The sequence below is a fragment of the Chitinophaga sp. W3I9 genome, from assembly GCF_050434025.1.
Taxonomy (GTDB): Bacteria; Bacteroidota; Bacteroidia; order Chitinophagales; family Chitinophagaceae; genus Chitinophaga.
On record NZ_JBNPWC010000001.1, the window covers coordinates 1,779,568 to 1,805,807 of the forward strand.

Here is a 26,240-nt window from a genome sequence, read left to right on the forward strand (position 1 = left end):
TAGTGACAGCAATTGTATCTTTTATCATTGTTGATACTGCCGCTAGGGATCGTTCTGGGAATCTGAAATTATCGAGAAGTAGATGGAAACCGGATACCACCATTACTCCTCAAACCAAAATCGATACTACCGGGAAAAAAGATACCTTGAAATACCCCCTTCAAGACAGACGCGGCCCCAAAATAACGGATCAGGGGTCAGGGAATGCTATTGATCTCAAGGACCCTTCCAATATCAACAAGTCAGTAGAATACGATCCGGTTACCAAACAATACACCGTTACCGAAAAAATAGGTAACCAGTATTACCGTAACCCTACCTATATGAACTTCGACGAGTTCTATAAACTGCAATCCAAACAAAGTGAACAGGATTACTGGCAGAAAAGAGCCAGCGCACTTGGTAACCTGAACCAACGTGCCAATGGACCCACCCTGTACAATGGCAACAACCTGTTCGACCGTATCTTCGGAGGCAGCAAAGTGGATATCCGCCCGCAAGGTAGCCTGGACCTCACTTTCGGATACCAGGGCCAGAATATCAAAAACCCCGTGCTGGTGGAACAAGCCAGGAAAAATGGCGGGTTTAATTTTGATATGGGCATCAACATGAACGTAGTCGGCAAAATCGGGGATAAACTGAAACTCATCACCAACTATAATACCCAGTCACAGTTCGATTTTGAAAACCAGGTAAAACTGGAATACACCGGCTACAACGATGAAATTATAAAGAAAATTGAAGCCGGTAACGTCAGCTTTCCCCTGCGCAGTACCCTCATATCCGGTATCCAGTCGCTTTTCGGGGTGAAAACCCAGTTGCAGTTCGGCCGCTTAACCGTTACCAGTGTACTCTCCAATCAGAAGTCGCAGAAACAAAACCTCATGCTCAAAGGCGGTACCCAGGTACAGGACTATAACCTGAGGGCCGACGAATATGAAGATAACCGCCACTTCCTGCTGGCACAATACTTCCGCAATAATTTCAACAGCGCCATGTCCAACCTGCCGGTGATCAAGTCACTGGTCAATATCACCAGGCTGGAAGTATGGGTTACCAATAAAACCGGGGCCACCACCCAAACCCGCGACATCGTTGGTTTGATGGACCTGGCAGAACAGGAGCCTTATAATAAGGATGATATCACTGTACTCACCAGCTCCAAGCTGCCGGATAGAGGAACCAACGACCTCTATTCAAAACTGATCAGCGATCCGGGCAGCCGGAATACCGGGACAGTGGTGAGCCGCCTGCTCAATATCGGCTTGCAGCCGGTATCAGAGTTCGAAAAAACATTCGCCCGTAAACTCGATTCTACCGAATACATCTACAACAGGCAACTGGGCTTTATCTCCCTTAACCAACAGCTGCAACCGGATGAAGTACTGGCCGTAGCTTATCAATACACCTACAACGGAAGGGTGTACCAGGTGGGTGAGTTCTCCCAGGATGTACCGCCGGACCAGAACAACAGCGCCAACCAGCCCGTTCTGTTCCTCAAATTGCTTAAAGCCACGTCCGCCCGTCCCACCCTCCCGGTATGGGACCTGATGATGAAAAATATTTATGCCACCGGCGCCTTCCAGGTAAATAAGGAAGACTTCCGCATGGACGTATACTATAAAGATCCGGGCGCTGAAGGAAGGCCCCCCAGCGATAAGCGGTATATCCCCGATGCCAAAGGCGACTACGCCGGCGCACCCATCATCACCATCCTTAGCCTCGACCGCCTCAATAACCAGCTGGATCCACAGCCGGATGGGGTGTTCGACTACGTGGAAGGCTATACGATCAACTCCCTGTCGGGTAAAATCATGTTCCCCGTACTGGAACCCTTTGCCGACGGATTGAAGAAAGCCTTTAACGGCGACGCCAGCCTGGAAAAACAATATCTCTACAACGTATTATACGATTCCATCAAAGTTATAGCCCAACAATTCCCGCAGCTGAACCGGTACGTGATCAGGGGCTCCTATAAATCGGCCAGCAGCTCGGAAATCAACCTTGGCTCCGGCACCACCATCCCGCCAGGGTCAGTGGTAGTAACCGCCGGGGGCCAGCAACTCCGCGAAAATGTGGACTATATCATTGATTATAACCTCGGACGTCTGAAAATTATCAATGGAGGCGTACTCAACTCCGGCGTACCTATCAACGTGCAGTTTGAAAATAACTCCCTGTTCGGGCAACAGGTCCGGAACTATTTTGGCACCCGCCTGGACTATCTGGTAAATGATAAGTTAAGCCTCGGAGGTACTGTGGTGCGTATGAGCGAACGGCCCTATTACCAAAAGGTGAACTACGGTGAAGACCCCATTAAAAATACAATGGTGGGCGTAGACGCAAACTACGCCTCCGAATGGAAAGGACTTAACCGCTTCCTGGATAAACTACCCAACTATAACAGCACTTCCCCTTCCAATATCCTGTTCACCGGTGAGGTAGCCCGCTTATTCCCGGGCCACAGCAAACTGGTTAATGAACCCGGCAGCAAAAGCGGTACTGCTTATATCGACGATTTCGAAGGTGTAAAAAGTGGCTACGACCTGAAGTTCCCTGCTACCAGCTGGGCGCTCGCCTCTACGCCAAAAGGCGCTACAGATGCCAGCGGCAGGGTAATGTTCCCGGAAGCAGAATTGAATAATATACTGGATTACGGAAAAAACAGGGCAAAACTGTCCTGGTATATCATCGAACCTACCCTCCAGTTACCAAAGTCCCCCAACCTGCCGGCAGGTATTTCGGTAGATGATCAGTCGGACCCGCGGGTAAGGCTGGTATACCAGAAAGAAGTGTTCAAGAACAGGTCTACCGATTTCGGGCAAAGCCAGCTGAGCACCCTCGATCTGGCTTACTATCCTACGGAAAGAGGTCCTTATAACTTTACCAATACCCCCATAGCCATGGACAATAACGGTCACCTGGCACGGCCACAGGGTAAATGGGGCGGTATCATGAGGGCTATTGACAACAGTGATTTCGAAACAGCCAATATAGAATACATCGAATTCTGGATACAGGACCCCTTTATAAAACAGCCTAACAGCACCGGCGGTTCCCTGTATTTCAACCTCGGTAACGTGTCGGAAGATATCCTCAAAGACTCCAAAAAGTTCTTTGAAAACGGAATGCCCGATCCCCGCCAGGATCCGAATAAGATTGACTCTTCCAAATGGGGCCGCGTACCTAAATTCCAGCAGCAGATCACCCAGGCCTTTGATAACGACCCCAATATCCGTAACTACCAGGATGTGGGCTACGACGGCTTGAAGTCACAGGACGAAGGGGCCTTCTTTAAAGGATACATGGATACGCTGAGACAAAATTTCGGTGGCAGCCCGGTATATAACCACGCTTTACAGGACCCGGCCAATGATGACTACAAGCATTACCGCGATCCGGTATATAATGGTCTCACCATCCTGCAGCGCTATAAGAACTACAGCAACCCGGAAGGTAACTCCCCGGTGTCTGACCCGAAATCACAATTCTCCTCCGCCGCTACCAATATTCCTGAATCAGAAGACCTGAACAGGGATAATACCATGAATGAAACAGAGGAATATTTCCAGTATAGGGTAGATTTGAAACCCAATATGGCGGTAGGTTCCAACTTTATTGTGGATAAAGTAGAGGCAGATGTGACATTGCCCAATAACCAGAAAACAACAGAAACCTGGTACCAGTTCAAAGTACCGTTGAACCAATACAACGCTAAAATAGGCAGCATACCGGATTTTAAATCCATCCGGTTTATGCGTATGTTCCTTACCAACTTTAACGACTCCATCGTAGTGCGTTTTGGTAAACTGGAACTGGTACGTAACCAATGGCGCCGTTATATGTACGAACTGCGTCCCGGTGATCCTATCCCGTTGGATAATACCACTACCTTTAATTCATCTGCTGTTAATATTGAAGAAAACTCTTCCCGTACACCAATACCATACGTGTTACCACCGGGAGTAGTAAGGCAAAATACCATCAGCACCAATAACACCACCCTGCAACTGAATGAACAATCGTTGTCTGTTCAGTTATGTAATCTGCAGGATGGGGAAATCCGCGCATTGTACAAAACACTGAATATGGATCTCCGCCAGTATAAAAAACTGCAGATGTATATTCACGCCGAAGCGGTAGGCGCCGCTACTGCCCTGAAAGATGGACAGGTGCAGGCGGTAATCCGCATTGGTAGCGACTTTGTAAGCAACTATTATGAATACCGCATCCCGCTGAAAGTAACGGATTGGAACGGTCCTAAAACAGCGCTCGACATCTGGCCGGAACGTAATAATCTCGACCTGCTCATGTCGCAGCTCAGCACCCTGAAACAGCAACGCAACATGTGCGATTCCTGTTCACCGCTGTTGCCTTATCCTGCTAACCCGGTAGCCGACCAGTACGGAAACTTTATGACGGTAATCGGTAACCCCAGCCTGGGAGATGCCCGTACCATGATGATCGGTATCCAGAACCCGAAAGATGACGGTCAGCCACGTTGCGCGGAAGTATGGCTGGATGAACTGCGTCTCTCCGATTTCGATGAGAAAGGCGGATACGCTGCATTGGCAAGGGTAGATGTGCAACTCTCCGACCTGGGATCCATCTCTGTTTCCGGCAACATGCATACCGCCGGCTTCGGAAATATTGATCAGCGCGTAAATGAACGGTTCCGCGATAACTTCCTGCAATACGATGCCGCAGCCAACCTGGATCTGGGTAAACTGCTGCCAAAGAAAGCAGGTATCTCCATCCCCGTATATGCCGGTTACTCACAGTCGGCCAGCAACCCGGAATATGATCCTTACGATCTGGATATAAAACTGAAAGATAAAATTGCCCTGGCCAGAAGCAGACGGGAAAAAGATTCTATCCGGCGCGATGCACAGGACTTCACCTCTATCAAAAGTCTCAACTTCACCAACGTCCGGAAACTCAACCTGGGTGGCGGCGGAAAACGACACCTGTGGGATGTGGAAAACTTTGATATCAGCTATTCCTTCTCCCAGATCATGCGGCACAACCCTCTCATCGAAAATGATGTGCTTACCAAACACAGGGGAGGCCTGGGATATAATTATGCCGGTCAGCCGCACTACCTTGAACCGTTTAAAAAACTGATCAAAAGTAAAACGCACTGGCTCGACCTGATACGGGATTTCAATGTCAACTATGTACCTTCTATCCTGAGCTTCAGGGCAGATATTTCCAGGCAGTTTGGCGTTACCCGCGTACGTAATGTAGGCGGCGACGTGAAATACAAGCTCCCGGAAACCTATAATAAATACTTTACGTTCGACCGGTACTACACCGTTAAATGGGATCTTACCCGTAGTATCAATTTTGAATTCAACGCAGTAAATAACGCACGCATCGACGAACCCGCCGGACGTATCAATAACTCGGCGAAGAAAGATACAGTGCGCAGTAACTTCTTCAAAGGCGGGCGTAATACCAACTACATGCACAACGCCAACTTCACGTACACATTGCCTACGTCGAAGTTCCCTGCACTCAGCTGGACCAACATCGCATTCGGTTACAGCACGGAATACCGGTGGACAGGCGCCTCCCAGCTGGCTTTATACCTCGGTAACGCGATCGAAAACTCTCAGCAGAAAACACTGACGGCGGAATTCAAATTCACGGAACTGTATAATAAATCGAAATTCCTGCGCGAAATAAATGCGAGGAAACCACAGAATAACAACAATCAGAATAATAATAACAATAACAAAAACAACAACGGCAATCAACAGTCCAATCAGAACCAGACCGCTTCTTCCAGCGAAATTTCACCGTGGGTAAAAGGACTGCTGAAACCACTGATGATGCTGAAACGAATCGGGTTTAACTACAATGAAAATGCCGGTACCCGTTTGCCAGGGTATATCGACAGTACCAAAATTATTGGTATGAACTGGGCCCACCATGGCGCCGGGACTTAACTTCGTATTTGGTTACCAGCCCGACAGGAAATGGCTCGACAGGTTTGCGCAGAAAGGACTCATTACCCCGGATACCATGTTTAATATCCAGGCACAACAACAGTTTACACAAAGATGGGACTTACAGGCCCAGCTGGAACCGCTAAACGATCTGCGTATTGATCTGACCATGACGAAGTCGTTTACCAAAACACATACGGAACTGTTCAAAAATCTCACAGATCCAACAGACTTCCAGCACCTGAGTCCATATGATGCCGGTGGTTTTGAAATTACTTACATCGCCATCAAAACCATGTTCGGTAAAATCAATACGTCGGATGGTATTTCACAAACCTTCCGCAACTTTGAATCATACCGCAACGCCATTTCAAAACGACTGGGCGCCGCCAATCCATACAATAAAGATCCGGGCGTACCAGCCACCGATCCTAAAGATCCGGCTTATGCATACGGTTATACAAGGTATGCGCAGGACGTGCTGATACCAGCCTTCCTGGCGGCATATACCGGCGCCGACCCGGATAAGGTATCACTGCTGAAACAAGGCAATGATAATGTGAAGAGCAACCCATTCAGTAATTATGTTCCAAAACCGAACTGGAGTATTACCTACAATGGTTTAACCAAGCTGGAACCATTCCGTTCCTTCCTCACCAATTTTACCATCAGGCACGCCTACACCGGTACGCTGAGCATGAACTCCTATAATACATCCATGTATTTTGAAGATCCGCGGCTCACCGGGTTCCCGGCGTTCAGGGATACTATATCCGGAAATTATTTCCCTTATTTCCTGGTACCTAACCTCACGCTTATAGAATCGTTCTCCCCGTTATTGGGTGTGGACCTCACTTTTGTGAACAGCCTGAATGCGAGGGTGGAATTCAGAAAGAGCCGTTCCCTCAGCTTGAGCCTCATCGATTACCAGCTCACAGAAGTACGCTCCAGCGAAATCATCATTGGAGCAGGCTACAGGGTAAGAGGTGTTCAGATGCCATTCTCGTTCAGTAAAAATGGTGGCAAAAAACTGCAAAACGATATGAACTTCCGGCTGGATCTGAGCTTCCGGGACGATAAAACGGCCAATAACCGCCTGGATGCCGACCTGTCTATTCCTACCAGCGGCCAGAAAGTAGTGGGCATTTCGCCTTCTATCGACTACGTAGTGAACAACCGCCTGAATTTACGCTTCTTCTACGACCGTCGGCAAACCATACCGGTTATCTCCACCGCTTACCCGATAACCAGCACCAGCGGTGGTATTACCTTCCGGTTTGTATTATCACAGTAGGTAATAAAAATATTTTACGGATTTATAGTTAGATGAACAAAGGCAGCAACTGTCCCGTTTATCTAACTATAAATCCGTTTTTTCCTGGCAGGGGAATGGTAACTATTTACTAGGTTTGCGGCGTGAAAGGATTGGGTATTATATGCATATTTCTGGGTCTGCTGCTGCAAAACTTCAGCAGAAGCGTGGTTTTTGTGCAGTTTAAAGTGAACCAGTCCTATATCGCCAGCGTTCTTTGTGAAAATAAGAATAAGCCCCAGATGCACTGTAACGGCCGCTGCCATCTCAAAAAAGAGCTCGACCGGGACGCCCAACAAGACAAAAATAATAATACCGGGAAAGATAAATATGAGGTGATGTTCGTAGAAACGTTACAATCTTTCCACACCACGCCCCCCGTTAATCAGCTCGTTTTTACCTCGTATTATAAAGCTCCCCACCCGCATACACTGATTCTTTCCGTTTTCCACCCACCACAGCTGGTAGTAGCCTGATTTTTGGAACTTATACTACCTGACTAACCCTGTTCGCCACCGGCGAACAGTCAATGACATATACATACATGAAACAATGTTGTTTACTCCTCATTGCATGCATGGCTGTTGCTAACAGTTATGCACAGCAGATACATGGGCGCGTGGCAGATGCACAAACCAAAGAGGCCCTGCCGGGTGTGAACGTAAGACTACTGCATGCCGGCAACGGATGTAATACCAACGCACAAGGGAAATATGAATTAACAGCCACTGCTGCAGACTCTATAGAAATATCTTACGTGGGATACGTTCCTGTGCAAATACCCGCTGAATCAGCGGCCGGAATGCCCGTGATCTACCTGCGCCAGAGCACTACCAGCCTGAATGAGATCATCGTATCATCTTCGCGCGATAAGCAGCAACGCTCGGAAGCACCGGTAGCTATCAGCACTATATCTGCCCAAACACTGAGTGAAACCAAAGCCACCACGCTGGATAAAGTACTGAATAAAGTGAGCGGCGTATATATGGTAGACCTGGGCAACGAACAGCATACCATGGCGATCCGTCAGCCCATCGGGTATAAAAGCCTGTTCCTTTACCTGGAAGATGGTATACCCATCAGAACCATCGGCGACTTTAACCACAATGCGCTGATTGAAATTAATATGGCCGCATTGAAAACAGTGGAAGTGATCCGCGGTCCGGCCTCTTCCCTGTATGGAAGCGAAGCGGTAGGCGGCGCCGTTAATTTCATCACCGCTTCGCCAACCTTGGTGCCTACTGCCCGGATACAGCTGGAAGGTAGCAATTGGGGATACAAAAGAACAGATTTCAGTGTATCCAATACCGTAAAGAAAGTTGGATTTGCAGTGAGTGGCTATTACGCCAACCAAACCAATGGTTATATGGATCACAGCGATTTTCATAAACTGGCGCTCACCGCGAAAGTGGATTACCAGGTCAATGAAAAGAGTAAATGGACCAATGCCGCTACACTCATCAACTATAAAACAGATCAAACCGGTGGCCTCGACAGCGCCCATTTCTTTGCAAAAGATTACCGCAGCTTTCAAACATTTACCTACCGGGAAGTAAAGGCATTACGGGTACGCAGTACGCTGGAACATGAATGGGATAACAGCAACCATACTATTTTTACCGCCTTCTTCCGCAATAATACCATTGGGCAAAATCCCTTTTATGCCATCAGGGATATAAGAGGTACTCTCAAAGCAGGCGGACAAATCAACAGCGACGGCTTTAACAGCTATGGCATTATTGCGCAACACAAAAAACAATTCGGCTGGAAACAGGCGGCACTCATCGCAGGAGTAAGCGCCGATTACAGTCCTGCCACCTACGTGGCCAATTATATTGATATTACAAAAGACGCTGCAGGCTATTATACGAGTTACCGGAACACAGACTCCCTGCTCACGGATTACCGTGTAGGATTGCTTAACAGCGCCGTATACACGCAATTCGAGTTTTCTCCATGGCCGGCAATGAGGGTGGTAGCTGCCTTGCGTTATGATCGCATGGATTATAATTTTGACAACCACCTTACGCCATCAGCCTATACCGGCGCCCCCAGCGAACGGAATAATTTTAATGCGCTTACACCCAAGCTGGGACTCACTTACAACCTCGGTAAAAACCGCGGTTTGTATGCAAATTATAGTGTAGGTTTTGCGCCGCCCAATATCTCAGAATTGTATACAGGCGTAAAAGTACCGGTGCTGAAATCAGCTACTTATCAGAACTATGAAGCCGGCGGCTGGTTTGCTTTTGCACAGCAGAAGGGTTATGCCGATGTGAGCATTTACCGCATGAATGGCACCAATGAAATTATCAGCGTAAGAAATGCGGATGGTGTGTATGAAAACCGGAATACCGGCGCCACCACGCACAGCGGGGTAGAGTGGAACGTAAAGTACACACCATTGCGTAGCTTGTTCATCCGCGCCAGCGGCACTTACGCGGAACATATTTTTAAAGCTTACGCAGATGGCAGTAAAGTGTACAATAACAACCAGATGAGCGGTGCGCCTAAGTGGATCACGAATACAGAAGTTACGTGGAAACCGGTGCTGTTAAATGGTTTCAGGCTCGGCGCCGAATGGCAGCATATCAGTAAGTATTATATGGATCCCGCCAACACTTCTTTATACAATGGCTATAACCTGTTTAATGCCAGGGTAGGATATGCTTATAAGGGATTTGAGTGCTGGCTGAACTGCATGAATGTTGGAGACCAGTTGTATGCCACCACCGCAGAGCAATCCGCCTATGGTAAAACATACAGGGTAGGTCCGCGTCAAACTTTTAACCTCGGCGTGGCATATACCTTCACCGGAAAAAAATAAACAAATGAAGCAAGCAGCAGTATGGATATTAATGATGATTGGAATTGCCGCGTGCCGCTCCGGCGCCTTACAACCTGGTCAGGCAATAGTGGTGTCGCACGCCGGGAAAGATGCGTCCTGCCCGTTTATTACAAAGGATGCAGATAACCGCCCGGTGATCAGCTGGGTGGAAACGAACAGCGGTGCAGATACCGGTTTGATGTACTATGCAGTGTCTAACGATAATGGTTATACGTTTTCAACTCCCGTTGCTATTCCTGCTTCTGCAGGCGTATACCCGCATGATGAAAATTTACCCAAGCTGCTGTTTAAGCCCGGTGGTACGGTGATAGCGCTCTTTGGTGTGGAAGCCAATGATCCGCGGAATAAATATGCAGGCAAAGTAATGTACACACAGTCGTTCGACGATGGTAAAACCTGGCAGCCGGCCGCACCCATGGTAACAGATACCGCCGGCTACGACCAGCGGTATTTTGATATGGCATTACTGCCAGGAGGAGAAGCTGCTGCCATCTGGCTGGATAACCGCAAGGATACTAACGCTGAAGGCTCTACGCTTTACTTCGCTACCACTGTCGGCCGTAACGGTTTTCAGCATGCAATGCCGGTAGCATCCACTATTTGCCAGTGCTGCCGCACTAAAATGTATGTGGCAGAAAACGGCAATATTCACCTGGCCTACCGCGATATCATCAACGACTCTATCCGTGATATGGTACACCAGGTATCTGCAGATGGTGGCCGCACCTTTTCTGCTCCCGTGCGCATCAGTGCAGATAACTGGGTAGTAAATGGCTGCCCACATACCGGGCCAACGCTTACGGCCAACAGCACCGGTCTTCACTTTGCATGGTTTACCATGGGTGGTGGACAGGGCGCCTTTTACTGCCGCTCTGTTGATAACGGTAACACCTATACGCAAAAGGAATCGCTGAGTAAATCACCTATGGCAAAGCATCCGCAAATGACTACCATCGCAGATCATATCATGATTGTATGGGATGAACCGGTAAAGTGGAAGGGCGACTTCAATAGCAGGATCGGCTTTCAGTATAAAGCAGCAGATGGTAAAACGATGGAGGCAGGCAACCTTACTGCCGACAGCACCTATGCTAATTTCCCGGTGATCAGCGGAGTAAAGGATAATAAAACACTGGTGGCTTATAAAAGAAGAGCAGGTAACAGGAGTGAAGTAGTGGTAAGCCTGTTGAGTATGCCGTAAAATAATTTTGGGATTTAGCTGTTTGTTTCCCGGAATAAAAAAGGGGAAATCAAATAACTAAATCCCAAAATTTAAAAACCTGTTTCAGCTGTAACCCAGGGAAAAGCCTTTTTGTCCGGCCCAATCTTTACGCGATGCCCAACGGCCATAATTGCCTTTCCGGGAATTACCGAAATAGAAGCGCCAGCCTTCTTTCCACCGGGGATAGTACAGACGCAGCATGTACACAGTCATAAATGTAAGCATAGGGATATGGTTTCATAGTTTAGGATAGTCTGCATTGGCATTGATTTCTGCGAAACGGTAAGGTATGTACAGAAAATATATAAATGTTTCCAAATATAAAGACTATCATCAAGTAATGAAATCACACCTATGTGTTATTTTTTATCTATGTAATATGCGTTGGCCTGTTGTAATGGCGTCATTACCAGGTCGTTGATACAAACATGCGGTGGAAGCGATGTGCAGTAGTATACTACGTCTGCCACATCCTGGGCGGTTAATGGGATAAATCCCTTGTACACTTCTTTCGCTTTATCTTCATCTCCTTTAAATCTCACCATCGAAAACTCTGTTTCTGCCGCACCGGGGTGAATAGCGGTTACTTTTATCCGGTAAGGCAGCAGATCAATACGCATGCCCTGGGAAATAGCGTCTACCGCTGCTTTGGTGGCACAGTACACATTGCCTTTGGCGTATACCACCTTGGCGGCAGTGGAACCGATATTAATAATATGTCCCATCGTGCGGGAGCGCATCCATGGAATAACGGTGCGCGACACATACAGGAGTCCTTTTACATTAGTATCTATCATGGCATCCCAATCGTCCGTGCTGCCTTCGTCGATGGTGCTTAAACCGGCAGCAAGGCCCGCGTTGTTCACGAGGATATCAATTTTGCGCCAATCTTCCGGAATAGTGCCTAAAACGGCTTTCACTTCTTCCTCTTTTCTAACATCAAAATTCAATGCCAGCACATTGATACCAAATTCCTGCGTTAACTGGGTTTGCAATGCTTCGAGCCTTTCTTTCCGGCGACCGGTAATAATCACATCATAACCTTTGCCGGCGTAAGTAATAGCGCATGCCTGACCAAAACCGGCAGTTGCGCCGGTGATAAGAACAATTCCCATGAGTGGTTATTTTTTTGTGCAATTTACTAAGGATCAGCGGACCAACGTCACAGTTCCTTTTTTCATGATCTCTTTTCCATTGAAATCGGTACCCTGTAATATCCAGATATAGGTATCCACCGGAGCCGGCATTCCTTTGAAGGTGCCGTCCCAGCCCGTGCGGAAATTTGTTGAGGAGTAAATTTCCGCTCCCCACCGGTTGAAGATCCGGAAGAAGGTATAGGTAGTAATGCCCACAGGAATAAACCGGAAATAATCGTTCAGCCCGTCGCCATTGGGCGAAAACGCATTAGGGATATACATATCAGGCCCGGTGTAATATTTTACGTGTACCGAGTCGAAACCAAAACATCCCTGTTGATTAGATACACGCAGCGCAAAAGAGATGTCCTTATTATAGTTTAACAGGGGTTGCGCAATATTGGGATTATCAAGCCCGTCTGCCGGCGACCAGGAATAAAACTCGCCGCCACTGCCCTGCATCACCATTTGCTGCCCCTTCGCCAGGATAGTGTCGTTGCCGGCAAAGGGATTTACTTCGTATATCCTGATGTTTTTACTCACAGTTTTTACGCACTGCTTATCCGTTAGCAACGTCAAAGAAATCGTATATACGTCACCTTTAGGAAAAACATATCTCATAGACCGTTGTGTACCAGGTGTAACCACACTGTCCAGCAAGCCCAGGTCCCAGATATAGCCTGTAATACTTCCATACCGGTAGGAGGAAGTATCATTGAACTGAACAGGATCACCCCTGCAGTGCCCGGTAGTGGTAAAGCCCGCCGTTAATCCCGGGTAGTTAAATATTTCCCCTTCGCTGCTATCGGTACAGGCCAGCCCGGGGTTTACCACCATCTTTACTTTGTATACACCGGTGTCGGGATATTGATGATAAAACATTGTTCTGGTGTCCGTGAGCGTATCGGTACCATCACCAAAGGTCCAGTAATAGGTAGATGTATAACCGGCTACGCTGGAATTGGTAATAGGAACGTGTAAGGCAGGGTCTTCTGTACAGTTATTCAGCACCGATGGAAAGATGGCGGTAATTTTTGTCTGGCAGTTAAATACGGTCAGTAAGATATCCTTGCTGTGGGTACCCAGGAACTGTTTGGTTACCGGGTCAAATTCGTTTACGCATACCGTCACTACATACTTTCCTGCCAGGTTAGGAGTACAGGTAATCAGTCCCTGTGGAGAGATGGAGATTCCCGGGCTGCCTCCCATCGGGTTATTGCCCGAATAAGGAGGGATATAACTTACGGTAGAATTATAAGGCGGCGGTGTGGTGGAGTTGCTTTCATTGGCGTCGGAACCATCCGTTAAGGCGCTGCAGAGGTTATAAGTTAAACTGTCGCCGTCTTCATCATACGCTGCATAATCCAGTTTAAACGGCATGGCACTGCAAATGACAATAGCAGTATCCCGGTCGAAGTACGCGCTGTTATTATTGGGCCTCGACTCAATTCCCGGTATCACAGTATAATAGGTGGATCCTTCGTGTTCAGAATCATAGATATTACTCAGTTTTTCGCCCCGGCAGCAGCGTTGGGAGGAAACATAATACCCCCCGGCAACAGGTGGCAGCTCGATGGTAGCGGTATAAAAAGCCACTTCAAGGTGTTGCGCCTGCGGAGCAAGACAAGGATTTTTCAGAGTATCTATCAGCGGACGGGTAAAAGCGATGTAGAGGTAAACGGAGGATAAAACTTTGGAACCATTGGAACTAAACACGTTAGCAGTAACCGGGTTCTCAAATCTGTCAATACAACCTTGTCGGTCGCCACAGGTAAAATCTGCGTCGCGGTATAACTTGAGAGTGATGAGATAACGGTAGCGGGAGTTATCTTCAGTCATTCCTAATGTTTTATAAAAAATTTCGCCACCAATGATATGATATCCAGCCGCAAAAACAGGGAACAAACAGCAGCTCAATATCAGTAAAACTGCTCTCTTCATGATGGGGGATACTGCTCTCTGAATTTAACACAAAAAGAGCATATACGGTTCAATTCGGCCAACTTTATCTTACAAGTGTGACGGTCCCCTTACGTTGAACAGTATTATTGTTAATATCTTTCCCCTGAACTACCCAAACATAGGTACCCACTGCAGCAATATTGCCGTTAACAGTTCCATCCCATCCCTTGAGATACGCCGTACTGGAGAACATCAGCTTACCCCAGCGATCAAACACCCGGAAGAATTCCATCTGCACAATACCTACCGGTAACGGGCGGAATAGGTCATTTAAACCATCCCCGTTGGGTGAGAATGCATTAGGTATATAAATATCCGGCCCTTTGATAAAGCGCACAAAAATGTTGTCGGTTCCGGAACAACCTTCCTGCGTATAGGCGGTAACGGTATATGTAATATCACGGTTATACGTAGTTACCGGATTATAAATATTGCGGTTATTCAATCCGTCCGGCGGCGCCCAGGTATATCGCACCCCCCCGGTAGCATTCAGCTGGAACGGCGTGTTCAGCATGATGATGGTATCGTTGCCGGCAAACGCATTTACTTTAGGCACCACGTTTACCATCGCGGTGGCAGTAACCGGTTTAGGGCAACCCAGTGTATCCGTTACCGTTACGGTAAACAAGGTGGTGTCCGGCGGATGGGCCAATGTAACTGCCGATGTGGATTTATCCACATAATAAGCCGGCGTCCATTTATAATAAGCGCCCCCGGTAGCGCGCAGCGTGAGCGGAATACCAAAACAAACCGTGGTATCAGGAGACGCAGTAGCCCTGGGCGGATCCACCACTTTGAGTGTAACGGTATCGGCAGAACGGCATTTCCCCAATGCTACCTGTATCTCATAGCTTTGTTTGGGCGGAGCCGGAGTAACATACGCATCGGCCACCAGCGACACTACCTGGTTGCGGTCCAGGTCCGTCCAGCGGTAAGTATACAACCCATCTGTAACGGACGGTAAATGCACCTCATCACCGGTACATACGGTGCTGTCGGAAATCGTCCGTACCCGGATGGTATCTCTTACATCTACCTTTACCTCTTTAAAATTGGTACAACCCTGTGTATCCGTAAACGTTACCTTATAAACAGCCGACTTCGGCGGAAATACAACGGCGTTTGGTGCGTTGGGATTCAGGATAAAGTAATTATCCGGCGTCCAGGAATAACTGCCGGCAAGTGCGCTGCCTGCCCGCATCTGCAAACTGTCTTTTGCACAAAGCAAGGTATCGTTGGTGGCCGTGAATGGCGGCTTATCATAAATCACCAGCGGTTGTGTAATGGTTTGCTCACATCCTTTCACATTGCGGGCATACAGCTTTACGTTATAAGTGCCCGGCGTGGTATAGGTGTAAGGCGGATTTGCCAGGTTGGAAGTATCCCCGTTGCCAAAATCCCATTTATAATACGCAATACCACCGGCATCGGACCGGGTAGGAGCAGAGTTGAATTTCGTTTCTTTATTCGCACAGGCGCCGGCGCTGGTAAATGCCGGCTTGAATACCGGGTACGCATATACGATAGCAGTGGCGCTGTCGCCGCAATTGCTGGCTTTATCTACATAAAGTTTTACAGTATAAGTGCCCTGCCGTGCATAGGTATGCTGAATAGGATTGGCAGTAGTGGTATCAAGGGTGGTGCCATCTCCAAAGTCCCAGTGGTAGGGTTTTCCGAGCGTACTGTTATTGGTGAAGGTAACGGTTAAGCTGTTGCAGTCTGCATATTTTTCGGGCATGGCAGCCGTGGCCAGTTTTACGCAGGAGGTAACGTTGATATGAAAGTCCTTCCGCAACGTTCCGATCTTCTGGCCGCGGCGGAATTCATTTACACAAACAGTTACCACGTACTTACCCGCCGCCGGCGCCACACCGGAAATAATGCCGGTATGCGGATCTATGGTTACGGTAGATCCCAGCGGACTGCTGCCGCTGAATGGCGACACATAGCTGGCGAAACTGTAGGGAGGCGCTACCGCTGCAGGTGGTACATCTCCTTCACTGGTCTGACCGCCTTTATAAGCATCGCAGAACTCGTAGCTGAGCGAATCTGCATCCGGGTCCGACGCAGAAAAATCATACGTGAATTTCTTATCTGCACAAACAAGGGTAGCTTCTTCTTTATTAAAAACGGGACTGGAATTATTGGTAGCGCCGGAGTTGCTGCCGGGAATATCCGCGTAGTAGGTAGCACCAGTGCCCAGGTCGCCGGGACGGCCGCCGGGAATAGGTTCTGCCACTATATTTTCCATATATGGATCGCGGCAACAGCTCTGGAAAGCAATGGTATACCCCGAGGCGTTTACCGGAATGGAAATAGTGGTAGTGTAAGTTCCGATCTGGTAACAGATCACCGGTGGGTTAACGATACAAGGATCTATTTTTGCAAGATTTTTTACTTCAAAGCTGGTACGTGAAATTTTGTACTGGCCTACCGCCCGGTAATCACTTCTGTCAAAAGAAGAAAGATACACAGCAGAGGGCATTTTGGCAATCCGCTCCCCATCGCCGCAGATGCGGTATAATTTCAGTGTGATGGAATATTGAAGGTTGTTTCCACTCTGCCCGAGAAACTTGTAATATACCTGTCCGCCTATAATATGACTGGCCTGCGCCACCAGGGCGCACACCATGCATAGCAGGATGACAAGAAGTTTTTTCACAACAGGTGTTTTTAGATTATCGTTGACAAAATGCGATGAACTGCTCCAATATCACATTGCTCTCTTCCGCTATTTCCCACATACCCATGTGGCCCACGTTTTCAAAAATATGTATGCTGCTAACCGGGGGTAAAGTTATCTGAGGCAACACGTTATCCAGTGGCACTGCATTATCATCTTTCCCGATCATAAATAATACCGGCACCCGAAGGGTTTTCAATACGGCTGTCCGGTCCGGTCTCACTGCCATTGCTTCGTAATACGCTATCAGCGCAGGAAGCTGGCATTCCATGCCTAGTTTTACATAGGCGTCTATTAATTCGTTATGTTTACTTTTGGTAGCCGGGCTAAACATATTGGGCAGTGTTTGCCGTAAAAATGTTTCTGCTCCGTATTGTTCCATCATCCGGATGGATTTGCGCCTGCCTTCTTTTTTCTCTTCACTGTCTGCCTTTGCAGTCGAATGAAAGAGTCCAAGTCCTTTCAGCAGTGCCGGGTATTTTTCAGCCAGCGCCAGCGCAATGTAGCCACCCATCGAGTGACCGATAACAACTGCTTCACTGATATTTTCTGCTAACAGGATGGCATATACGTACTCCGCCATAGATTCAATGGTCAGCGGAGTAGTGAGCGGCGATAATGCGGTGCCGGGCAAATCAGGGATAATAATCCGGTAATGCTCCTTTAGTCGCGTTGTTTGGTTGTGCCAAAGCGTGGCATTTTCTGAAAAACCGTGTATAAGCACTATCGCTGCACCCTTGCCTTCGTCGAGCCAGGTGATGTTTCCGTTATTGATTGATTTCCGCATGTCTTAAGCCGGGAATAAATCGTGAAATAAAAGCATGTACCACAAACAAGATACAAAATATTAGTGCCGCTTTCGAAACCAGATCACCATTTTTTACATAGAACGTAATACCTGCCTCCGGTGTTACAGTTGCTTTAAAAACAGCTTCTTTCCAATAGGGTTGTGGCTGATGCACGTTTCCTGCCGGGTCAATCACGGCCGATATACCCGTATTGGCACAGCGGGCTATCCAGCGCCGGGTTTCAATGGCGCGTATCCGGGCATACTGTAAATGCTGCCGGTGACCTTCGGTGTTTCCCCACCATCCGTCGTTGGTTATAATGACTAATAAATTAGCACCGGGTTTAATATGGGTGGCCATGTAATTGCTAAACACAGATTCATAGCAGATTACGGGGAACACGTTAATGCTGTCGGCGGGATTTGTAAACATTTCCACACCCGGCATCCTGCCATAACTGCCGGTAATACCGCCAAAATCCAGCGCCACACTTTGCATAAACGATAGGTAGCCTACATACGGCACCAGTTCGGCGCCGGGTACCAGCTCATATTTATGATATACCTGGACGTTGCGGGAAGTATCTACCTGGATCGCGCTGTTATAGGCATCCCAACGGGTGCCGTCATTCATGGTGCGGGCGGTGGTGGGTATTTCATCGGTAGTGAGGTAGCGTTTCATAGTGGCAGCACCGCTGATAAGCTTCGCCTTCGGGTATTTGCGCAGCATTTCACGGATGGCCACAATTTCCGGCTGATAGTTCAGTTCATGTTCCCAGGCGCCCTGCGGGAACAATGCCGTTTCCGGCCATATAATATAACGGGTATTGCTATCTGCTTTTTCTTCCGTGAGATGTAAAAACTTTCCAAGCTGCTCCATCGCCGATCCTGCGCTGAACTTTTCATCATAAGGATCAATATTCGGCTGCACAATCACGATTTCTGTTTTCCGCGAAGGGTTATCCACCGGGGCAGATATAAAGGCAGAAATAATCAACGGTAAACCAATTACCAGCAGCGGTTTCCAGCTTTCCCCCAACAGGATCTGTTTCCACGTAAAATCGTATAGGCGGGCCCGTTTCCATACATTGTAAATAACAACATTGGCCAGTAACACCCAGAAAGTGCCTCCGCTGGTACCGGTATACTCATACCACTGGATCCATCCCGGCCGCAGTGCAAAGGCGTGACCAAGCACCAGCCATGGCCAGCTGAATTCCCAGGTCTGGTGAATGTATTCAAACGTTAACCAATATACGATCAATGCAAAGTAAGCCACAGATTCCGGCAATTTCCGCTTCGTGTTTTTGAAACCCAGCCAGGGAATGCTCATGAGCAGGGCGTTGAAGCAATTGGCAAAAACGCCGCTCAGCGGAAGGGTGGTATTGCCCACCCACCAGGTGGATGCCACATTCCAAACGAGGAAAGCCAGGAAAAGAAGCCCGAAATATTTCCAGCGGTGCTGCACCTTATCGCTGATATATAATAGGGGCGTAAAGGCGATGAAAATAAGCGGGGTAAACGGCAGGGTGGGCCAGGCAAGCCAGCAAATCAAACCACTCAGTATACTCAGCAACAGGTAAGGCTTCTTCATGTAAGCATTGCGGATTATGAATTACGAATTACGACGAAGATAAGCGGGGAATTACTGAAAACAAAAACGCCCGGTACTTTCATACCAGGCGTTATATCTAAACAGTTGCTTATCTGCTGTAGTTAGGTGCTTCCTTTGTGATCACCACATCATGCGGGTGGTTTTCTTTTACGGTAGCTGCTGTAATTTTTACAAACTGCGCTCCCTGTAAAGCCTTAATATCTTTGGAACCGGTAAGACCCATACCAGCCCGTAAACCACCTACAAATTGCTGTACTATTTCTGACAACATACCTTTGTATGGAACACGGCCAACGATACCTTCCGGTACCAGTTTCTTGATATCATCTTCATCCTGGAAGTAACGGTCCTTACTACCTTCCTGCATGGCTTCAATAGAACCCATACCACGGTAAGATTTAAATTTACGTCCTTCGTAAATGATAGTTTCCCCGGGGCTTTCTTCCACTCCTGCAAAAATAGATCCTGCCATGATGGTAGAAGCGCCTGCGGCGAGGGCTTTCACCATGTCGCCGGTATAGCGGATACCACCATCTGCAATTACCGGGATACCCAGTTTCTTCAGTGCATCAGCAGCTTCCATTACAGCGGACAGTTGCGGGAAACCAGCGCCTGTAACAATACGGGTAGTACAGATAGAACCAGGTCCTACACCTACTTTCACTGCATCGGCTCCTGCCTGTGCCAGTGCCAGCGCACCATCTGCGGTAGCTACGTTACCGGCAATCACCTGCAGTTTGGGGAATGTTTTCTTTAATTTCTTCAGGTTGTTTAGTACGGCAATAGAATGACCGTGTGAGCTGTCCAGGCAAACTACATCCACACCTACATTAATCAGGGCCTGTGCGCGGTCCAGTAAATCGGCAGTAATACCTAATGCTGCACCCACCAGTAAACGGCCAAATTCGTCTTTTACTGCATTGGGATAGCTGGTCAGCTGAAGGATGTCACGGTAAGTGATCAGTCCTGCCAGTTTGCCCTGCTTGTTAACAACCGGTAACTTTTCGATTTTATATTGCTGAAGAATTTTTTCTGCCTTTTTCAGGTCAGTGCCTTCCGGAGCAGTGATCAGGTTTTCGCTGGTCATCACTTCTTTTACAAGGCGTTTTTTATTTTTTTCAAACCGTAAGTCCCTGTTTGTCAGGATGCCTACCAGCTTGTTGTGGTCATCAATGATGGGAATACCGCCAATACCGTTCTCTTTCATCAGTCGCAGCGCTTCTCCGATGGTGGCATCCACCTTCAGCGTAACGGGATCAATGATCATTCCGCTTTCGCTGCGCTTTACACGTCTTACCATTTCGGCTTGCCGTTCGATGCTCATGTTCTTGTGGAGAATACCTATTCCGCCTTCCCTCGCCAGCGCAATGGCCAGCGTTGCTTCTGTAACAGTATCCATCGCTGCAGATACCATTGGTATATTCAGACGTATGTTTTTTGTTAATTGCGTAGAGAGATTTACTTCTTTAGGCAGAACTTCAGAGTAGGCCGGTACCAGGAGCACATCATCAAATGTAAGTCCGTCAGCTACAAATTTGGGTTTAGATTTTCCCGCAGGCATGATGCAACTATTAATCAGTTAAAAAATAATTGCACGCAAATGTACACCTAATTACCCAATAAATAAAATAATCACTTCCCGCCAGGCGCCGCTGGTTGTTAATAAATCATTAACAAACCAGCTCGTAAAGCTGTCCGGGTAAGCTTCTGAGCACACTTTGCATTTCCAGGTTGAACACAGCGGTAGCCACCTGGCTTCCGGATAAACGGGTTTGCAGGTACAATTCTTCGAGGTGCCGCTGCGATTTTTCCCGGAAAAGCGACATAATCAGCTGTTCGTCCTCGCTTAATTCCGGAAATAGCCCCGGTTGCACTACCGGCGCCTTAACAGCAGCTGTTTTCTCCTGCCAGCCCATCAGCGCCAGCACATCCTCCGCTCCCGTCAGCAGGGCAGCTTTGTTTTGTTTGATCAGGTAATTACAACCGGCAGATTGGGGATCATGAAGCCTGCCGGGGATACAAAACACATCCCGGTTGTAGCCATTGGCCAGATCAGCTGTAATCAGCGACCCGCCGCGCATCCCGCTTTCTATCACGATAGTGGCGTCGCAGATGCCGGCTACTATCCGGTTCCGCTTGGGGAAGTTCTGCCGGTCAGGCGCCGTTTGGCTCGGGAAGTCCGTCAGCAGCCCACCCTGTTCCAGCATCTGCACAGCTACCTGCTTATGCGCCGGCGGATAAATCCGGTCCAGCCCATGTGCCAGCACCCCAATGGTAGGTATTTGAGCTTTTAAGGCCGTTTTATGGGCAATGATGTCGATACCATAGGCCAAACCACTCACAATGGTAATCCCCGCCTCAGAGAGCCCTTTTACCAATGTTTCACAAACACTCTTCCCGTAGGCGGATGGATGGCGCGTGCCCACAATATTGATCATCCGCGGGGCATTCAACGACGCGCAGCCCTTGTAATATAACATCGCCGGATTGTCGTAGCAATGAAGCAATCGCTGCGGATACGCCGGGTCTGTACAAAATAACGGTTGTATCCTGTACTTCTCCATAAAACTGATTTCATTTTCTATCTCCGTAAAATCACGGAAATTCCGGATGGCGGCGGCCCTGATGACGCCCACCGTTTCAATTCTTTCCAGCTCCTGCTTCCGCGCGTTGAAAATGTTGCCGGCACTGCCAAAATGCTCGAGCAGTTTTTTAATAATCACATCTCCGATCAGGGGAATACGGGTTAATGCCAGTTGATACATGAGTTCCTGGGGCATAACAAACAATATTTCCGCATAATTTACAATTTTCCTGCGGCACTTTTTCTGCACTGCATGAATTATTTTTGCAGCTACCAACGGATATTTTTATGAAGATGAAATGGATACTGACAGGCGTAATGGTAGCAGGATTGTTTGCCTGCAAAACTACCCGGCCCGCAGCAGAGAAAACCACCGGATCGCCACTGATCCCGGGCGGACCGGCATGGGCGGCATTATGGCAGCAACAATCCGGGGAATACAAGGCGTTGTGTCTGCAGGCTTATCAACTGGCGGCCCTTCGCCTCGATCAATACCTCGCTGCCAAAGGAAACAAACCGCTGGCAGTAGTTACTGACATCGACGAAACCGTGCTGGATAACAGCCCCTACTCCGTACACCAGGCGCTGGCAGGTAAAACCTACGATGATAAAAGCTGGATGGAATGGACCGCAAAAGCCGCCGCAGACACCGTTCCCGGCGCACCTTCCTTTTTCAGGTATGCAGCCTCTAAAGGCGTAAAAGTATTTTACATCACCAACAGGGCCGAAAGCGAACGAGCCGTTACATTGCAAAACCTGCAACGCTATCAGTTTCCCGATGCCGACGATCAGCACCTGCTGCTGAAAACCACCACCTCCGGCAAAGAACCCCGCCGGCAACAGGTATTACAGCAATACGAAATTGTAATGCTGTTTGGCGATAACCTCGGCGACTTCTCCGCCACCTTCGATAAAAAACCTTTTGAAGAAAGAAATACCGCTGCCCTACACGCAGCCCCCAACTTCGGCAGCCGCTATATCGTATTGCCCAACCCAATGTACGGCGACTGGGAAGGGGCATTGTACAACTTCCAATACAAACTAACCACCCAACAAAAAGACTCCATCCTGCAAAGCCGGTTGCGCAACTACTAATGATGCAGGGGTTTGCCGCGTAGGTTGTCTTTCCCGCTGATTACGCTGATTATATTGATTTTAAGGATTTGAACACTTTGGATTTTAAATGATTTTGGGAGATATAAGCGGATATTTTCGCTTATATCTCCCAAAATTTTTATCAAAAAAATAAAATCAAATATTCGCCTATATCTCCCAAAATCATTTAAAATCCAAAGTGTTCAAATCCTTAAAATCAATATAATCAGCGTAATCAGCGGGAAAGACAACCTACGCGCCGCTCTACAAGCTGATAATCCTGAACACTGTCCGCCTGTTAGCAGCTCTTCCTTCTTCTGTATCGTTGGTAGCCACCGGGTCGTTTTCGCCGTAACCCTTTGCGGTAAGGCGATCCAGCGGGATGCCTTTTTCAACGAGGTAGCTCACTACTGCTTTTGCGCGGTTTTGGGAAAGCAGTTGATTGTCTTTGTCGGTGCCTACATTATCGGTGTACCCGGCGATCTCGATTTTTATGGTAGGGTTATCCTTTAGCAGGTTTACCAGCTTATTAAGTTCTGTTACCGATTCGGGTTTCAGGTTATACTGTTTGCTGTCGAAGAAGATATTATGCAATACGATGCTGGCATTGGCAGCCAGTGGCTGCAATGGAATATTTTTTTCGTAAGGGATGCCGGGGTTATGTTCTTTCAGTGAAAAATTATCTGAATAAAAGAGATATCCTTTCCTGTTTACGTGCATGGCGTAATCCTTTCCTACGGGCAATGGCGCGAGGTAGTCGCCGGTTTCATTGGTTTTCACGGTGGCAATGTTATATCCGCCCTGGAGGTCGATGATATCTATGCTGGCGGTTAAACGTTGCTGCGTGAGGGTATCATACACATAGCCTTTTACGTAGAGTGTTTGCAGAGGGCGTGCTTCGGGATAGAGTTCAAAGCGGTAAATATCGAGTGCGCCGCGGGTATCGGAGCGGTCGGAGGCGAAGTAGGCTGTTTTACCATTTGCTTCTACAACCAGCGAGGCGTCTTCATCGATGGTGTTGATCGGGTAACCGAGGTTGGTGGCTGGTCCCCAGCTGCCGTCCGGTTGCCGCCGTGAGTAAAAGATATCGAGGCCGCCATATCCGGGATGCCCGTCGGAGGCGAAGTACAGTGTTTGTCCGTCGGCATGTATGAAGGGCGTGGTTTCCCTGCCGTTGGTATTGATATTGGGTCCCATTTTTTGTGGTACGCTCCATTGCCCGTTGGATTGCCGAGCTGGTTACAAATATATCTGCACCATGATCTGGTGTTTCACGTGCAAAATAAAGCGTTTGTTTGTCGGCGCTGAGGCAGGGTTGTGACTCCCAGTCGCGTGTGTTAATGGGCGATCCCATATTCTTTGGGGCGGTCCAGCCCGAAGCGGTTTTTTCGGAGTAGTAGAGATCGCAGCTGCCTTTGCCTTCCGGAAATTCGCAGCCTGTGAATACCAGCATGGTACCATCTTGTGAAATGTTTTGTGCGCCTTCATTGAAAGAGGAGTTTACAGGTTCACCCATGTTTTGTGCCGCTGACCAGATATTGTTGTCCCGGTACGTAATATAAAAATCTTCATTGCGGCCATTTACGCGCCTGGTGAAGATCAATGTTTTACTGTCAATAGTTAATGAGGGAAAGTATTCCGGATCTTTACTGTTTACCGGATCACCCAGGTTTTCCGGGTGGAATGGCACTGCCTGACGGTTGTTGTTAACGGCAAATTCATAATTAACTTTCAGCTTCTCTGCGTTTGCACTTTTCGATTTTATGGACGCAATGTATTGATTGATTAACTGTAACGCACCTACGAAATTACCGGTGCCTGCCATCGCTTTAGAATAGGGCACCATCACTGGCCGCAGCCCGCTGCTATCCAGTTGTTTTAATTTCTCAAATGCGGAAGTGGCTGCTGCATATTCTTTCAGCTCTACATAACACAAACCCATTTGTCCGTATGCGTCAGTAAATCCCGGCGCCGCTTTTATGGCATCCTGCAGAAATCCGATAGCAGCTTTTGTCTGGTAAGTTCTTACGGCATCAATAGCGCGGTCAAAACTGGCTTTGGCTTTTTTAGGGGCATTTTCATAGGTAACTGTCTGGGCTTGTAACAGCAGTCCGAAGCCCAGCAGGCAAATCAGTATTAACAGGGAGGTCTTTTTCATAGTATGTATTCGCAGTGTAATTAACGAAAATACTGTGAAAATAGTGCGCGCGGATTTTGTCTTTCTCGCTGATTACGCTGATTATACTGATTTTTTTGATTTTTACTTTTGATTTTATAAAGGATTAAGGGAGATAGAAGCGGATATTCGCTCTTATCTCCCTTAATTATTATTAATCAAAAAAATCCAAAAGTAAAAATCAAAAAAATCAGTATAATCAGCGTAATCAGCGAGAAAGACAAAATCCGCGCTATGGAACATTGATATACTTATGGATCTGCAATGACATTGTCCACTCCGGATGATCCTTGATATACTCCGTTATCAGCGGCGTCATTTCGGCGCTGCGTTCCCATTCGGGCTGCAGGTACAGCTTACAGTGTTTGCCGGCTAAGGCTGCATATTTTTCGGCCCAGGCAAAATCTGTTTTATTAAAGATCACCACTTTCAGTTCATGCGCGGCCTTGCAGATTTCCGGCAGGGGCGCCTTAAACTTTTTGGGCGATAAAGTAATCCAGTCCCACTTTCCGCTGAGCGGCGACGAACCAGAGGTTTCAATATGCGTATGAAAACCCTGCTTATGCAGCGAACGGGTAAGTGCATCGAGGTTATGGAGCAAAGGCTCACCACCGGTAACCACTGCAATACGGCCTGGATAAGTCGCAGCTTCAGTTACAATATCGGCAACGGCTACCTGCGGATGCTTATCTGCATCCCAGCTGTCCTTTACATCACACCACACGCAACCCACATCACAACCACCCAGTCTGATGAAATAGGCAGCCCGTCCCTGATGATAGCCTTCACCCTGGATAGTGTAAAAGCGTTCCATCAGCGGGAGGGTATCGGTACTAATATTTATCGTTGTTACAGACATGACTTACTTC

The 26,240-nt window shown here is 47.9% G+C and carries 15 protein-coding genes and 1 pseudogene; 5 read left to right on the forward strand and 11 right to left on the reverse strand.

Going from position 1 to position 26,240, the window contains the following annotated elements; all coding sequences use genetic code 11:
* Positions 1–2: 2 nt before the first annotated feature.
* The 4 genes and pseudogenes from sprA (at position 3) to QFZ51_RS07715 (ending at position 11,312) form a co-directional block, all read left to right on the forward strand.
* Positions 3–7,245, forward strand: a pseudogene (sprA, locus tag QFZ51_RS07700) (cell surface protein SprA).
* Between the two features lie 122 nt (positions 7,246–7,367).
* Entirely contained in the window at positions 7,368–7,739 is a 372-nt protein-coding gene (locus tag QFZ51_RS07705; protein ID WP_429044820.1) for a hypothetical protein, read from the forward strand.
* Between the two features lie 101 nt (positions 7,740–7,840).
* Positions 7,841–10,090, forward strand: a complete 2,250-nt coding sequence (locus tag QFZ51_RS07710; protein ID WP_429044822.1) for a TonB-dependent receptor — start codon at positions 7,841–7,843, stop codon at positions 10,088–10,090.
* Positions 10,091–10,094: 4 nt separating this feature from the next.
* Positions 10,095–11,312, forward strand: a complete 1,218-nt coding sequence (locus QFZ51_RS07715) for a sialidase family protein (protein WP_429044824.1) — start codon at positions 10,095–10,097, stop codon at positions 11,310–11,312.
* Positions 11,313–11,396: 84 nt separating this feature from the next.
* Here QFZ51_RS07715 and QFZ51_RS07720 read toward each other — a convergent pair whose 3' ends face one another.
* The 8 genes from QFZ51_RS07720 to dprA all read right to left on the reverse strand — a co-directional run bounded on the left by QFZ51_RS07720 (position 11,397) and on the right by dprA (position 22,296).
* On the reverse strand, positions 11,397–11,558 hold the full coding sequence (locus QFZ51_RS07720) for a hypothetical protein (protein WP_429044826.1): 162 nt from the start codon (positions 11,556–11,558) through the stop codon (positions 11,397–11,399).
* A gap of 134 nt (positions 11,559–11,692) precedes the next feature.
* Entirely contained in the window at positions 11,693–12,448 is a 756-nt protein-coding gene (locus tag QFZ51_RS07725; protein ID WP_370909341.1) for an SDR family NAD(P)-dependent oxidoreductase, read from the reverse strand.
* A gap of 33 nt (positions 12,449–12,481) precedes the next feature.
* Positions 12,482–14,308 (reverse strand): gliding motility-associated C-terminal domain-containing protein, encoded by a 1,827-nt coding sequence (locus tag QFZ51_RS07730; protein WP_429044828.1) that lies wholly within the window; start codon positions 14,306–14,308, stop codon positions 12,482–12,484.
* Positions 14,309–14,474: 166 nt separating this feature from the next.
* Complete coding sequence (locus QFZ51_RS07735) at positions 14,475–17,093, reverse strand: PKD domain-containing protein (RefSeq protein ID WP_429044830.1); 2,619 nt, start codon at positions 17,091–17,093, stop codon at positions 14,475–14,477.
* A gap of 16 nt (positions 17,094–17,109) precedes the next feature.
* Positions 17,110–17,901, reverse strand: coding sequence for an alpha/beta fold hydrolase (locus QFZ51_RS07740; RefSeq protein ID WP_429044832.1), 792 nt, complete (start codon positions 17,899–17,901; stop codon positions 17,110–17,112).
* The gene (lnt, locus tag QFZ51_RS07745; RefSeq protein ID WP_429044834.1) at positions 17,882–19,495 is read right to left on the reverse strand and encodes an apolipoprotein N-acyltransferase; all 1,614 of its coding nucleotides are present in this window, start codon (positions 19,493–19,495) and stop codon (positions 17,882–17,884) included. The genes QFZ51_RS07740 and lnt overlap by 20 nt, the downstream gene beginning before the upstream one ends.
* 109 nt (positions 19,496–19,604) lie before the next feature.
* Positions 19,605–21,077: an IMP dehydrogenase gene (guaB, locus tag QFZ51_RS07750; RefSeq protein WP_370909346.1), complete on the reverse strand. Its 1,473-nt coding sequence runs from the start codon at positions 21,075–21,077 to the stop codon at positions 19,605–19,607.
* Positions 21,078–21,186: 109 nt separating this feature from the next.
* Positions 21,187–22,296, reverse strand: coding sequence for a DNA-processing protein DprA (dprA, locus tag QFZ51_RS07755; protein WP_429044836.1), 1,110 nt, complete (start codon positions 22,294–22,296; stop codon positions 21,187–21,189).
* Between the two features lie 98 nt (positions 22,297–22,394).
* Here dprA and QFZ51_RS07760 point away from each other — a divergent pair, with 98 nt between their 5' ends.
* Positions 22,395–23,195: a 5'-nucleotidase, lipoprotein e(P4) family gene (locus QFZ51_RS07760; protein WP_429044838.1), complete on the forward strand. Its 801-nt coding sequence runs from the start codon at positions 22,395–22,397 to the stop codon at positions 23,193–23,195.
* Positions 23,196–23,459: 264 nt separating this feature from the next.
* Here QFZ51_RS07760 and QFZ51_RS07765 read toward each other — a convergent pair whose 3' ends face one another.
* From QFZ51_RS07765 to QFZ51_RS07775, 3 genes are all read right to left on the reverse strand, one after another.
* Positions 23,460–23,915, reverse strand: coding sequence for an OmpA family protein (locus QFZ51_RS07765; protein WP_429051567.1), 456 nt, complete (start codon positions 23,913–23,915; stop codon positions 23,460–23,462).
* 286 nt (positions 23,916–24,201) lie between these two features.
* Entirely contained in the window at positions 24,202–25,353 is a 1,152-nt protein-coding gene (locus QFZ51_RS07770) for a hypothetical protein (RefSeq protein ID WP_429044840.1), read from the reverse strand.
* Between the two features lie 250 nt (positions 25,354–25,603).
* Positions 25,604–26,230 carry a 7-carboxy-7-deazaguanine synthase QueE gene (locus tag QFZ51_RS07775; RefSeq protein ID WP_370909350.1) on the reverse strand — a complete coding sequence of 209 codons (627 nt, stop codon included), beginning with the start codon at positions 26,228–26,230 and terminating at the stop codon, positions 25,604–25,606.
* Positions 26,231–26,240: the final 10 nt, after the last annotated feature.

Bases quoted from the DNA above. Each gene is read 5' to 3' on its own strand.
- QFZ51_RS07760 (WP_429044838.1), top strand. From the start codon at position 22,395: ATGAAATGGATACTGACAGGCGTAATGGTAGCAGGATTGTTTGCCTGC.
- QFZ51_RS07710 (WP_429044822.1), top strand. From the start codon at position 7,841: ATGGCTGTTGCTAACAGTTATGCACAGCAGATACATGGGCGCGTGGCA.
- dprA (WP_429044836.1), bottom strand. From the start codon at position 22,296: ATGCCCCAGGAACTCATGTATCAACTGGCATTAACCCGTATTCCCCTG.
- QFZ51_RS07765 (WP_429051567.1), bottom strand. From the start codon at position 23,915: ATGCACGTAAACAGGAAAGGATATCTCTTTTATTCAGATAATTTTTCA.
- QFZ51_RS07740 (WP_429044832.1), bottom strand. From the start codon at position 17,901: ATGCGGAAATCAATCAATAACGGAAACATCACCTGGCTCGACGAAGGC.
- QFZ51_RS07775 (WP_370909350.1), bottom strand. From the start codon at position 26,230: ATGTCTGTAACAACGATAAATATTAGTACCGATACCCTCCCGCTGATG.
- QFZ51_RS07720 (WP_429044826.1), bottom strand. From the start codon at position 11,558: ATGCTTACATTTATGACTGTGTACATGCTGCGTCTGTACTATCCCCGG.
- QFZ51_RS07715 (WP_429044824.1), top strand. From the start codon at position 10,095: ATGAAGCAAGCAGCAGTATGGATATTAATGATGATTGGAATTGCCGCG.
- QFZ51_RS07770 (WP_429044840.1), bottom strand. From the start codon at position 25,353: ATGAAAAAGACCTCCCTGTTAATACTGATTTGCCTGCTGGGCTTCGGA.
- guaB (WP_370909346.1), bottom strand. From the start codon at position 21,077: ATGCCTGCGGGAAAATCTAAACCCAAATTTGTAGCTGACGGACTTACA.
- lnt (WP_429044834.1), bottom strand. From the start codon at position 19,495: ATGAAGAAGCCTTACCTGTTGCTGAGTATACTGAGTGGTTTGATTTGC.
- QFZ51_RS07730 (WP_429044828.1), bottom strand. From the start codon at position 14,308: ATGACTGAAGATAACTCCCGCTACCGTTATCTCATCACTCTCAAGTTA.
- QFZ51_RS07725 (WP_370909341.1), bottom strand. From the start codon at position 12,448: ATGGGAATTGTTCTTATCACCGGCGCAACTGCCGGTTTTGGTCAGGCA.